This is a genomic window from Pseudomonas gingeri, from assembly GCF_013385425.1.
GTDB lineage: Bacteria > Pseudomonadota > Gammaproteobacteria > Pseudomonadales > Pseudomonadaceae > Aquipseudomonas > Aquipseudomonas gingeri_D.
Window position 1 is genome coordinate 298,692 of the sequence record NZ_JACAQA010000002.1, and the last position, 12,955, is coordinate 311,646.

General features: G+C 61.6%; 9 protein-coding genes. 5 read left to right on the forward strand and 4 right to left on the reverse strand.

The window, feature by feature from the left end; genetic code table 11:
- Positions 1-77 precede the first annotated feature (77 nt).
- The 3 genes from HX830_RS01915 to HX830_RS01925 all read right to left on the reverse strand — a co-directional run bounded on the left by HX830_RS01915 (position 78) and on the right by HX830_RS01925 (position 4,704).
- Entirely contained in the window at positions 78-1,496 is a 1,419-nt protein-coding gene (locus HX830_RS01915; protein ID WP_152739519.1) for an aminotransferase-like domain-containing protein, read from the reverse strand.
- Between the two features lie 66 nt (positions 1,497-1,562).
- On the reverse strand, positions 1,563-3,062 hold the full coding sequence (locus HX830_RS01920; RefSeq protein ID WP_177098803.1) for a hypothetical protein: 1,500 nt from the start codon (positions 3,060-3,062) through the stop codon (positions 1,563-1,565).
- A 619-nt stretch (positions 3,063-3,681) separates the two neighbouring features.
- Positions 3,682-4,704 (reverse strand): zinc-dependent alcohol dehydrogenase family protein, encoded by a 1,023-nt coding sequence (locus HX830_RS01925; RefSeq protein ID WP_103494852.1) that lies wholly within the window; start codon positions 4,702-4,704, stop codon positions 3,682-3,684.
- Positions 4,705-4,905: 201 nt separating this feature from the next.
- On the opposite strand from HX830_RS01925, the gene HX830_RS01930 reads away from it, so the two are divergent.
- The gene (locus HX830_RS01930) at positions 4,906-5,820 is read left to right on the forward strand and encodes a LysR family transcriptional regulator (protein ID WP_103494851.1); all 915 of its coding nucleotides are present in this window, start codon (positions 4,906-4,908) and stop codon (positions 5,818-5,820) included.
- Between the two features lie 34 nt (positions 5,821-5,854).
- Here HX830_RS01930 and HX830_RS01935 read toward each other — a convergent pair whose 3' ends face one another.
- Entirely contained in the window at positions 5,855-6,280 is a 426-nt protein-coding gene (locus HX830_RS01935; protein ID WP_177098804.1) for a hypothetical protein, read from the reverse strand.
- A gap of 315 nt (positions 6,281-6,595) precedes the next feature.
- On the opposite strand from HX830_RS01935, the gene mexE reads away from it, so the two are divergent.
- From mexE to HX830_RS01955, 4 genes are all read left to right on the forward strand, one after another.
- A complete protein-coding gene (mexE, locus tag HX830_RS01940; protein ID WP_177098805.1) occupies positions 6,596-7,852 on the forward strand; it encodes a multidrug efflux RND transporter periplasmic adaptor subunit MexE in 1,257 nt (418 codons plus the stop codon).
- A 12-nt stretch (positions 7,853-7,864) separates the two neighbouring features.
- Positions 7,865-11,044, forward strand: coding sequence for an efflux RND transporter permease subunit (locus tag HX830_RS01945; RefSeq protein ID WP_177098806.1), 3,180 nt, complete (start codon positions 7,865-7,867; stop codon positions 11,042-11,044).
- On the forward strand, positions 11,041-12,468 hold the full coding sequence (locus HX830_RS01950; RefSeq protein WP_103494847.1) for an efflux transporter outer membrane subunit: 1,428 nt from the start codon (positions 11,041-11,043) through the stop codon (positions 12,466-12,468). The genes HX830_RS01945 and HX830_RS01950 overlap by 4 nt, the downstream gene beginning before the upstream one ends.
- Before the next feature lie 237 nt (positions 12,469-12,705).
- Positions 12,706-12,849, forward strand: coding sequence for a hypothetical protein (locus tag HX830_RS01955; protein ID WP_177098807.1), 144 nt, complete (start codon positions 12,706-12,708; stop codon positions 12,847-12,849).
- Positions 12,850-12,955: the final 106 nt, after the last annotated feature.

Here is a 12,955-nt window from a genome sequence, read left to right on the forward strand (position 1 = left end):
CGGTTATCGAATGCTGGTTATGCATACAGATAACAGGCCCTCCCGCCCCTGGCAAATACAAACGGACAAAGGGCGCCTCAGTCGAGCTGTTCCAGGCGCAAGGCATCGGCCAGCACACCCAGGGCCTGGTCCAGATGACGGTGGGCATTGGCGGTGCTGCACAGACGCAGGTGCTGCTGATGCAAGCCATGCAGGCTGAAGAGTTCGCCGGGGGCGATGACGATCTTCTGCTCCAGCAGTCGCTCGAACACCTTGCGCATGTCCACTGGCCGGGTCGCCTGCGCCCATACCGTCGCGCCCCCCTCTGGCGGCACGAACGCCAGGCTGTCGGCCAGACGTTCGCGTAGCAGACCGCCCATATGCGCCATGCGCTCCTGCAACAAACGGCGCAAGGTCGCCAGGTGCTGATCAATCCGACCGCTGCTGTAGAGCCGGGCAATCGCCTTCTGCCGGGTCGGCGACATGCGGAACGAACGCAACAGGAAATGCCGCTGCAACTCCGCCCCCAGGTGCCGGGACAGCAGGTAGCCGAAAGGCGCCTCGGCACCCATGATCCGCTCGAAGCTGGCGAACACCAGCAGGCGATCCGGGTCCACCAGGTCGCGCATCCGCGGTCCGCCAGGCTCGAAGGCGAACTCGCCATGGCTGTCGTTTTCCAGTAACCAGACGCCGAAATGCTCCAGCAACCGTGCCAGGTGCTCGCGCTGTACCAGGGGCATCAGGCTGCCACGGGGCACACTGAGCCCGGAAGACATCAGCAACAGCTTGACCGGCTGGGTCTGCAGCAAGTGCTCCAGGGCCATCAGGTCAAAGCCACCGTCGTCCAGTAGCGGCAACTCGACGATATTGACTCCGCCGGCCTGCAACAGCCGCAGAATCACCCAATCGCAGGGCGACTCCACCAGCACCGTGGCCTGTTTCAGGCTCATAGCGGCCATCAGGGTTTCCAGCACGCTGCGCAGGTCCGCGCCGATATAGACATCGTCGGCATGCCAGTAACGCTGGGCCGAGGTGGTGTAGCGCACGGCCAGGGCGGTGCGCAGCTCCAACTCGCCAAACGGCTGGAACTGTGGCGCCTGTTGGCGCGGGTACTGGCGCACCAGCTCGCGTTCGAGCAACAACAACGGATTGTCCAGCGACAACAGCAGCGCCGGCTCATCGCTGCTCAGCACCAGGGTACCGGGCCGCCGCGAATGCACATACAGGCGCTCCAGCACATCGGCGCTGCCACTGACAAACGACGCCCCGGAGACCGGTAGCGCGTAGTAACCCGACTTGGCGAGCGAGTACACCCGCCCCTCCTTTTCCAGCAGGGAATAGGCGTACTGGATGGTCGAAATCGAAACATTCAGGCGCTCGGCCAACTGACGCAGGGACGGCAACTTGACCCGGGCATCGGTCTCGACTTCGCTGATCAGGCTGACCAGATAACGGTAGACCGCCTGGTAGGCGAAGTCCGAGTGTTTACGCCCCTTGTCAGGTAAGGGTTGAGTCATGTCCTGGGGTACGGACGAATCCGCACCCGGCTTGGGAGTGTCTGAAACTATCAATACCAATCCTTTTTAACGTCCCGACAAGACTTCTTTGAATACTTCACCGTTGTCGGGATTGACGATGTCGATGCGGTACTTGTCCGGGTCGCTGGCGCGAACCCGGGCAATCAGCGAACTGACGCCGGAAAAGTCCACCTGGGCCTTGGTGTAGAGATCACCAAGCAAGGTCGGGGTCAGGCCGCTGACTTCGCTCAGCCATTGCCAGATCTGCTCGGGCACCCCCTGCCCCGACAGCGCCTTGTGCAAGTCCGGCAGCGCCACCAGCATGCCGGGGTGGCAACTGCGCAGGAACAGCTCGAGCCCATGGCCACGGTTGACGAAGGGCGCGAACAACAAACAGGTCAGTTGCACTTCGCTCAGGCCAAAGGCCTCTTGCGCGTAGGCACTGGCCAGCGCCCGTCGATCGAGGATCTTCTCGTCGCTGTCATAGGCCCCCATGGCCTGCTCCACCAACCGCGTCGGCATGCGCTTGCGGCGCATCATGGCGGCGGCCAGTTGCAGGTACTCGCCGATGCCACCCTCGTAGCTCAAACCCCGCACGTACTGCGCCTGCAAACCACGCATATGGGCCATCAGCAAGGGATTGGCGCAATCGGATTCGCTGAAGTGGAACGCCAGGTCATCGAACTGGAAACCGAGAAACTCGGTCAGCAACGGCCAGCGCTCCTCAAGGTCGCGACCGACCAGGTCATAGACGCTGACCAGCATCGGCGCCGAGGCCCGACTGGAACGACTGATGGCCGGGCCTTCGGGCTCCACCAGGGCCTCGCCATACAGCTCGCGGTAATAATCCAGGCCGAGGTCGTGACAGGTCTTGACCGCCTCGTCGAACTCCAGCGCCCGCCCTCCGGCCCAGGTTCGCTCCGGCGTCTCGGTCGCCCGCAGCAACCAGGTCATGTACTGCTTCTGCTCCCGGGGCGACTCGCCGCTGACCAGGGCATCGACGCCTTTATCCCAAGCACTGGAGCGCTCGTAGAAATCGGCCATGGACAGATAACAGCCATTGCAGAAGGTCGCGCGCCCGTCACCCGCGGTCAGGTGGCCGCTCATCAGCAGATTGCGACGGTTGATATCGCGATTGAGTTCCGACATCGGCAGGCGATGATTGAACGGTCGGACATGTTTGTTATCCACCATCAACAACTCGACCCGGGGGTCGTCATAGACAAACAAGGCACTGTAACTGCGGTGGATATTGTGCATGACCGTAGCCGTCACACCGGCATGGCGCAACGTGGCGACCCGCAGGTTGAAAGTGGCCGGCGAACGTCCGGCAATACTCAACTGCGCCGCCCGCAAGAACGCCAGCGTATAACTGCTGTCCTTGCCGCCGCCGTGGGCCACCATGACCTTGAATTCGCCAATACGCTCAATACCGCCCGCCGCTACGATCAGACGTTGAATCAACAACTGCAGTGCAATACGTTCAGCGCGCGTAAAGTAACTCATCAGACGCTGCAACACCTGCTGATAAACATAATTCATTGCCTGCTCATGAATGGAGCTCATAGCCTTTATACACCTGGTTTGAGTTCAGTGTCGGGCAAACAGCGCTCGCATTACCGGCAGCGGCCGGATCAGACGGAAGATTGCCTGCCCCATATAATCCTGAATGCGGACAAGCAACACCCGAAGTATTGCACAGGCCTGAAACACCCACGGCAAGAGCTTTCGAGCATGACCGACGTCACGGATTGCCAGTTAGCGCTGGGAGTCTGCGTGCCAATAAAAATATCTTAGGAATATTCTTACAATGACCTACAACTATTAACTACCCGCAAGAATTTAACGACATAAGGAAACCATCTTCGCCCGAGACCCTGAAGACGAGACATCCCACACGTTGCATTCAAAAGAGTTCGACCTGAAACTTCGAAAAACAACGAGACTCCGATACGGCGGCTGGTAGTGAACCATAACTCATTCCTTGAGCTGTAAGTGACGCTTCAATTATCAGCACTTAACCGGCGATTAACAGATACAGAATCCGGCAAAAAACCGGTTCAGTTGATGGTATTTTTCGGCGCGAGTAAACGCCTGGAAAGTTGTTAGAAAATATTTCAAGGCATTAATAAAAAACCCCGTATCGCAGAACGATACGGGGTTATGTCAAACCGCTTCAGTCAGCTCAACTGGGCTCAACTTGCAGCGCGACCCGACCGCGGCACGGGCAACCATCCATGAAACGGTGCGCCTCGACAAACTCGTCGAACGGGAAAGTCCGGATTTCCAGCGGCGGCAACACCCGGTCGGCCGTCAACTGGTTGATATCGCGCAAGGCCCTTTGCAGCGCCGCCTGATCCTGGACGATGCCCAGTTCCGGCTTGCCGGTGAAGTTGCCGATGCAGTGGACGAAGAACTGGATGTTCTTCTGGAACGCCGCACACGCCGGGAACGGGGTCTGGTTGCCGCCCTGCAGGCCGTAGAGCACCAGGCTGCCACGGGGCGCCAGGACATCGCCGAGCATCGACATCTGTGGGCCACCAAGGCCGTCGAAGACCATGTCGACGCCACGTCCATCGGTGTATTTGTTGACCTGCATCAGCAGGTCCTGCTCTTCGGTGACAATCACCTTGTCGGCACCCAGGGACAACAGGTACTCGCGCTCTTCCGGGATCTTGGTCGCGGCAATCACCTTGGCGCCCAGGGCCTTGCCCAGTTGCACGAAGGACGGCCCGGCACAGTGGCTGGCATCGGTGACCAGGGCGAACTGCCCCGGCTTGACCCGCGCCAGGTCCACATAAGCGAAATAGGCGATCAATAGCGGCGTGTAGTGCACGCTGGCCTGGACCGGGGTCAACACATCCGGGTAACGGGTCAGGGCCGAGCGTGGCAGGACGATCTGCTCGCCATAGACCGGGTAATCGTTGGGGCTCTGGGCCGGGAAGCTGGCGACCTTGTCGCCGACGGCCAGGTCATCGACGCCATCGCCGATGGCGGTGACCACACCGGCCATCTCATGACCGATACCGGCCGGCAGGCGGGCCTGGGACGACGCCAGGTTCTGCCGCCAGAGAACGTCATACCAACTGATGCCAATGGCCTCGACACGCACCTGCACTTCGCCCGGCGCAGGCAGGGTGGCCGTATGCTCTTCGCATTTGAGCACCTCGGCCGGGCCAAACTTGTGAAAACGGATCGTGCGGGACATCGCAAACCTCGTCAAATGAACCTCTAATGCCACGAACTCTATCCGGGCTTTTCGTGCAAGACCATCAGTGGCTATTAATAGTCGACATGCCTGTCATTGATTGGCGACCATTGTACACAGTTCAAATTTCCGTGCGAATCAACCACTTTTGCCCGTAAGATTGACCTTCCCCGCCAGTGAATATCCTGTGAAGCGAGCCCGATGAACCGTAACGACTTGCGTCGCGTCGATCTGAACCTGCTGATCGTATTCGAAACCCTGATGCACGAGCGGAGCGTGACCCGGGCCGCCGAAAAGCTGTTCCTAGGCCAGCCGGCCATCAGCGCGGCGTTGTCGCGCCTGCGCAGCCTGTTCGATGACCCGCTGTTCGTGCGCACCGGCCGCAGCATGGAGCCGTCGGCCCGTGCCGTGGAGATCTTCGCCCTGCTCTCCCCGGCCCTGGACTCGATTTCCACCGCGGTCAGCCGCGCCTCGGAGTTCGACCCGGCCACCAGCACCTCGGTGTTTCGCATCGGCCTGTCCGATGACGTCGAGTTCGCCTTGCTGCCGCAGTTGCTCAAGCGCCTGCGCGCCGAGGCGCCCGGCATCGTCCTGGTGATCCGCCGTGTCAACTATCTGCTGATTCCGGCCAAGCTGGGCTCCGGCGAGATTTCCATCGGCGTGTGCTACACCACCGACCTGCCGGCCAACGCCAAGCGCAAGGTGCTACGCCGCAGTTCGCCGAAATTGCTGCGGGCCGACACCATGCCCGGCCCGATGTCGCTGGATGACTTCTGCGCGCGGCCCCATGCCCTGGTGTCGTTCGCCGGCGACTTGAGTGGCTTTATCGATACCGAGCTGGAAAAACTCGGGCGCAAGCGCCACGTGGTGCTCGCGGTGCCGCAGTTCAACGGCCTGAGCACCCTGATCTCCGGCACCGACATCATTGCCACCGTGCCGGACTACACCGCCGATGCGCTGACGGCAGCCGGTGGCGTGCGGGCCGAGAACCCGCCGCTAGACACCCAGACCTTCGAACTGCACATGGCCTGGCGCGGTTCCCAGGACAACGACCCGGGCGAACGCTGGCTACGCTCGCGAATCCAGATGTTCTGCGGGGACCCTGACAGTCTCTGAAATCGATCCCGATGTTCTCAGCGTCAGGGCATCATCACGCGCTTCGACTCACTGACGAAAAGCCTTTCAGCAAGGCTGTCGCCGCAGTGTTGGCGCCCTCTGCTTTCGTGGAAAACCTGGGCACCTCAAGCAGCCGCACCTTGTTACCGCCGCCCTGGGCAGACCGAAACCGCGCCTTCATCTGCTGCGCGACCCTGAAGATGTCCTGCACGCACTGCCGATCAAAGGGACCGTGAAGCTCAAGGTGTTGGCCGCTCTTATCGTGGTAGATCTGCAACGAGTAATGGCGTGACCCCGACTGCCCGCCAATACCCAGCAATACGCAGGTAAACCCGCGTCCCAGGTAGCCGCGCAACTGATCCTGCAAGGCGTCTTGAATGTCGATGGGTGTTTCTTCGGCCCAACGCTGGGCGCTAAAAAAGGGAAATAGCGAATCCACTTCTCGTATGATGCTTTTCATCAATCACCTCGATGCGCACTCAGCGCTGTCGAGACAAGCTTACCCGGGTGTCGGACGCACGACCGTCAAGGCCCTGTAATCTTACGTAAAGATTGCCTGACACGGCGCTGACACGCGCAACGCTTTTTGCATTCCCAGCAACAGTGATTTGTCATTTCCGGAATAGATAGCAACCTAACGGAAAGCGCATGCTAGAGGGCTCGAGTCGGATTGATATCATTCCGAATGATAGTTACCTTCGCTTCATTCGATTCGTGCGCAACCACCCCGCCACAGCATGATCCGCCCATCTCAATAGATTGGCGGACTCCCCCCATGGAACAGTCACTTAAACTTTTGCGCTTCCCTCTGGCTGCCCTGGCGGTCGTGGTGATGAGCGCCTGCGGTAAAGCGCCCGTGGCGGCAGGTGGCGCGATGCCGGCAGCCAAGGTCAGCGTGGCCAAGGTCATCGAGCAGCCCGTCAATGAATGGGACGAGTTCACCGGTCGCCTCGAAGCCCCGGAAACCGTCGAGATCCGTCCGCGCGTCTCTGGGCAGATCGACTCGGTCGCCTTCACCGAAGGCGCCCTGGTGAAGAAAGGCGATCTGCTGTTCCAGATCGACCCACGTCCTTACCAGGCTGAGGTCCATCGCCTCGAAGCCCAATTGCAACAAGCCCGCGCCAGCGCCAGCCGCAGCGCCAACGAGGCCGAGCGCGGCAAGCGCCTGCTGACCAGCAACGCGATTTCCGCCGAACTGGCCGACACCCGCAGCAGCTCCGCCCAGGAATCCAAGGCCGCGGTCGACGCCACCCAGGCGCAGTTGGACCTGGCGAAACTGAACCTGAGTTTCACCCGCGTCACCGCCCCGATCAGCGGCCGCGTCAGCCGTGCCGAAATCACCGCCGGCAACATCGTCACCGCCGATGTCACCCCGCTGACCAGCGTGGTTTCCACCGACAAGGTCTACGCCTACTTCGACGCCGACGAGCGGGTCTACCTCAAGTACACCCAACTCGCGCGCCAGGGCAAACGTGGCCAGACCACCCCGGTCTACCTCGGCCTGTCCAATGAAACCGGCAACCCGCACCAGGGCGTGATGAACTTCGTCGACAACCAGGTCAACCCCAAGACCGGCACCATTCGCGGTCGCGCGGTGTTCGACAACGCCGACGGCGCCTTCACCCCGGGCCTGTATGCACGCCTGAAGCTGGTCGGCAGCGGCACCTACGCCGCCGTGCTGATCAACGACGAAGCCGTGGGTACCGACCTTGGCAAGAAGTTCGTGCTGGTCATGGACGCCGACAAGAAGACCGTTTACCGCTCGGTCGAGCTGGGTCCGAAAATCGAAGGGTTGCGCATCGTGCGCAATGGCCTGAGCAAGGACGACACCATCATCGTCAAGGGCCTGCAACGCGTTCGCCCTGGCTCGCCCGTGGATCCGGAAGTGATCCCGATGGCGTCCAAGGAAACCCTCGCGGCCCTGGCCCTACAAAAACAAGCCCTGGAAGCCAGCAACCTGCCCCAGGTCACGCCCGCCAAGAGCGCACCGGCACCGGCTACCAAGCTGGCCGTAGCGACTCCACGCGGTTAAGGGATACACACGATGAATTTTTCCCAGTTCTTCATATCAAGACCGATCTTCGCGGCGGTGCTTTCGCTGCTGATCCTGATCGCGGGCGCCATCTCGCTGTTCCAATTGCCCATCAGTGAATACCCGGGAGTGGTACCGCCGACTGTGGTCGTGCGTGCCAACTTCCCTGGCGCCAACCCCAAGGTCATCGGTGAAACCGTGGCCGCGCCGCTGGAACAGGCGATCACCGGCGTCGAGAACATGCTCTACATGTCCTCGCAATCCACCGCCGACGGCAAGCTGACCCTGACCATCACCTTCGCCCTGGGTACCGACCTGGACAACGCGCAGGTGCAGGTGCAGAACCGTGTGACCCGTACTGAGCCGAAACTTCCGGTGGAAGTGACGCGGATCGGTATCACTGTCGACAAGGCCTCGCCCGACCTGACCATGGTTGTGCACTTGACCTCGCCGGACAAACGCTACGACATGCTCTACCTGTCCAACTACGCCTTGCTCAATATCAAGGACGAGTTGGCGCGCCTCGGCGGCGTGGGTGACGTGCAACTGTTCGGCATGGGCGACTATTCCCTGCGGGTCTGGCTCGACCCGAACAAGACCGCTTCGCGCAACCTGACCGCCACCGATGTGGTCAACGCCATTCGCGAGCAGAACCGCCAGGTCGCGGCCGGCCAATTGGGTGCGCCCCCCGCCCCCAACGCCACCAGCTTCCAGCTGTCGGTCAATGCCCAGGGGCGCCTGGTCTCCGAGGAAGAATTCGAGAACATCGTGATTCGAGCCGGCGACGACGGCGAGATCACCCGCCTGAAAGATATCGCCCGGGTCGAGCTCGGCTCCAGCCAGTACGCGCTGCGCTCGTTGCTGGACAACCAGCCGGCGGTGGCGATCCCGATCTTCCAGCGTCCGGGCTCCAACGCCATCGATATCTCCAACGAAGTCCGCGCCAAGATGACCGAGTTGAAGAAGGACTTCCCCGAAGGCATGGACTTCAGCATCGTCTATGACCCGACGATCTTCGTCCGCGGTTCCATCGAAGCGGTGGTTCACACCCTGTTCGAAGCCCTGATCCTCGTGGTCCTGGTGGTGATCCTGTTCCTGCAGACCTGGCGTGCCTCGATCATCCCGCTGGTAGCAGTACCGGTGTCGCTGATCGGTACCTTCGCGGTCATGCACCTGTTCGGCTTCTCGCTCAACGCCCTGTCGCTGTTCGGCCTGGTACTGGCCATCGGTATCGTGGTGGACGACGCCATCGTGGTGGTGGAGAACGTCGAACGAAATATCGGCCTCGGCCTCAATCCGGTGGAAGCCACCAAGCGCGCCATGCGTGAAGTGACCGGTCCGATCGTGGCCACGGCGCTGGTGCTGTGTGCGGTGTTTATCCCGGCGGCCTTTATTTCCGGGTTGACCGGGCAGTTCTACAAGCAGTTCGCCCTGACCATCGCCATCTCCACCGTGATCTCGGCATTCAACTCGCTGACCCTGTCGCCGGCACTGGCGGCCGTACTGCTTAAAAGTCACGACGCACCGAAGGATGGTTTCTCCAAGGTCCTCGACAAACTGCTGGGCGGCTGGTTGTTCCGTCCGTTCAACCGCTTCTTCGACCGCGCCAGCCATGGTTATGTCGGTACCGTGACCCGCGTTATCCGTGCCAGCGGCATCGCCCTGGTGCTGTACGCCGGCCTGATGGTCCTGACCTGGTTCGGTTTCGCCAGCACCCCGACCGGTTTCGTCCCGGCCCAGGACAAGCAATACCTGGTGGCCTTCGCCCAACTGCCGGATGCGGCGAGCCTGGACCGTACCGAAGACGTGATCAAGCGCATGTCCGACCTGGCCCTGAAACAGCCTGGCGTGGAAAGCGCGGTGGCCTTCCCTGGCCTGTCGATCAACGGTTTCACCAACAGCCCGAACGCCGGTATCGTGTTCGTGACCCTGAAGCCTTTCGACCAGCGCAAGGACCCGAGCCAGTCCGCCGGTGCCATTGCCGGTGCCCTGAACGGCAAGTTCGCCGGGATCCAGGAAGCCTACATGGCGATCTTCCCGCCTCCGCCGGTACAAGGCCTGGGCACCATCGGCGGCTTCCGCCTGCAGATCGAAGACCGTGGCAACCTGGGTTACGACGAGCTGTACAAGGAAACCATGAACATCATCGGCAAGAGCCGAAGCGTGCCGGAACTGGCCGGATTGTTCACCAGCTACACGGTCAACGTGCCGCAGGTCGATGCCGCTATCGATCGGGAAAAGGCCAAGACCCACGGCGTGGCCGTCAGCGACATCTTCGACACCCTGCAGATCTACCTGGGTTCGCTGTATGCCAACGACTTCAACCGCTTCGGTCGCACCTATCAGGTCAACGTCCAGGCCGAACAGCAGTTCCGCCTCGAGTCCGACCAGATCGGCCAGCTGAAAGTGCGTAACAACAAAGGCGAGATGATCCCCCTGGCGACCTTTATCAAGGTCAGCGACACCTCGGGTCCGGACCGCGTCATGCACTACAACGGCTTTATCACCGCGGAAATCAACGGCGCCGCCGCACCGGGCTACAGCTCCGGCCAGGCCCAGCTGGCGGTCGAGAAACTGCTCAAGGACGAACTGCCCAACGGCATGACCTACGAGTGGACCGACCTGACCTACCAGCAGATCCTCTCGGGCAATACCGCGCTGTTCGTGTTCCCGCTCTGCGTACTGCTGGCGTTCCTGGTACTGGCCGCCCAATACGAAAGCTGGAGCCTGCCGCTGGCGGTGATCCTGATCGTACCGATGACCCTGCTGTCGGCGATTACCGGGGTGATTGCTTCCGGTGGCGACAACAACATCTTCACCCAGATCGGCCTGATCGTACTGGTGGGCCTGGCGTGCAAGAACGCGATTCTGATCGTCGAGTTTGCCAAGGATAAACAGCAGGAAGGCCTCGATCCGCTGAGCGCGGTACTGGAAGCCTGCCGCCTGCGTCTGCGGCCGATCCTGATGACTTCCTTCGCCTTCATCATGGGTGTGGTGCCCCTGGTGTTCTCCAGCGGTGCCGGTGCCGAGATGCGTCATGCCATGGGTGTGGCGGTGTTCTCCGGGATGCTCGGGGTGACCTTCTTCGGTCTGCTGCTGACGCCAGTGTTCTACGTATTGATTCGCCGCTTTGTCGAGCGCAGCGATGCTCGCAAAGCCGCCCGGGCCCTCAAGCTGGAGGCGCAACAATGAGCAGTCTGAAGGCCTTTCTACCGAGCCTGCTGGTGCTGGCGCTGGGCGCCTGCACCGTCGGCCCGGACTACAAGACCCCGGCCACGGAGAAGGCGAACATCACCGCCGCCACCGATGGCAGCGCCGGTCAGAAGAACTATGACCGTGCGCACTTCCAGGGTATCTGGTGGCAGCAGTTCGACGATCCGACCCTGAACCAGCTGGTGACCCAGTCACTGGCCGGCAACCGTGAATTGCGCGTGGCCTTCGCCCGCCTGAAAGCGTCGCGGGCGATCCGCGACGATGTCAGCACCGAAACCATGCCGACCATCACCAGCCGTGCCAGCGCCGACCTCGGCAAGGGCCAGGTGCCGGGCACCACCGAGCAGCGGGTCAATAGCGAACGCTATGACCTGGGCCTGGACATGGCCTGGGAAGTCGACCTGTTCGGCCGTATCCGCCGCAACCTGGAAGCCGCCGATGCCGACCAGCAGGTGGCCGAAGCCGACCTCTACCAACTGCAAGTCACCATGATTGCCGAACTGGTGGATGCCTACGGTCAACTGCGTGGCGCGCAACTGCGGGAAAAGATCGCCCTGGCCAACCTGAAGAACCAACAGGAATCCAAGGGCATCACCGAAAGCCTGCGTGACGCCGGTGTCGGCGATCAGCTCGACGTGGTCCGTGCCGACGCCCGCCTCGCGGCGGTCGAAGCCACGGTGCCGCAATTGCAGGCCGAACAGGCCCGTGAGCGCAACCGTATCGCGACCTTGCTCGGCGAGCGTCCGGACACTTTGACAGTGGACCTGGGTCCGAAAGACCTGCCGGCGATTTCCAAGGCCCTGGCCATTGGCAATCCGGGCGACCTGCTGCAACGCCGTCCGGATATCGTCAGCGCCGAACGCAAGCTGGCCGCCGCCACCGCGCGGATCGGCGTGGCCAAGGCCGACCTGTTCCCCCGGGTCAGCCTCAGCGGCTTCCTCGGCTTTACCGCCGGGCGCGGTTCGCAGATCGGCTCGCCGGCCGCCAATGCCTGGGCCCTCGGCCCAAGTATTACCTGGCCGGCGTTCAACCTCGGTAGCGTCAGGGCCCGTTTGCGCGGTGCCAACGCCGAGGCCGAAGGCGCCCTGGCCAGCTACGAGCAGCAAGTGTTGCTGGCCCTGGAAGAAACCCAGAACGCCTTCAGCGATTACGGCAAGCGCCAGCAACGGCTGATCTCGCTGATCCGCCAGAGCGAATCGAGCCGTGCCGCCGCCGATCTGGCTGCGATTCGCTACCGCGAAGGCACTGCCGACTTCCTGGTCCTGCTCGACGCCCAGCGCGAACGCCTGGCCGCCGAAGACAGCCAGGCCCAGGCCGAGACCGATCTGTATCGCGGCATCGTGGCGATCTACAAGTCCCTCGGTGGCGGCTACGAGCCGCAGACGGTCGCCAGCAGCAACTGATTCAAGACCTCCCGGGGTTGGATGCCCTCCGACCCTTTTTCAGCCCCGCGCCACCTTGGTCGCGGGGCTTTTTTTCGTCCGCGAATAAGCCCTGGCAATAGCGTTGCTGGATATTTCAGCAGCTTCGAATTGCTCTAACGAACTGTCATTTCTGACAGTTACCGGTGGAGTGGGCCCAGGGGTACGGTAAGTGCGCGCACAGATCGTGCGTTCACACTCATCGCAAGGAGAAGCGTTATGAAACTCCCCTCTCGTCTTGTTACTTCACTTGGATTGGTTATCGCGGGTGTCAACCTGGCCACGACGGCCCAGGCTGTCACCTGGACCGACAACATGTACAACGTCACAGTTATGCCGTTGGTGTCACTAACAATCATCTGACGATTGCCAACTCCATTGGAAAGGACTTCGTCCACTACGCCGTTTCAGATCTCAATTCAGGCGGGGCCACTATCCTGCCGTCGTTGTTCACCTCCAGCGCCGGAGT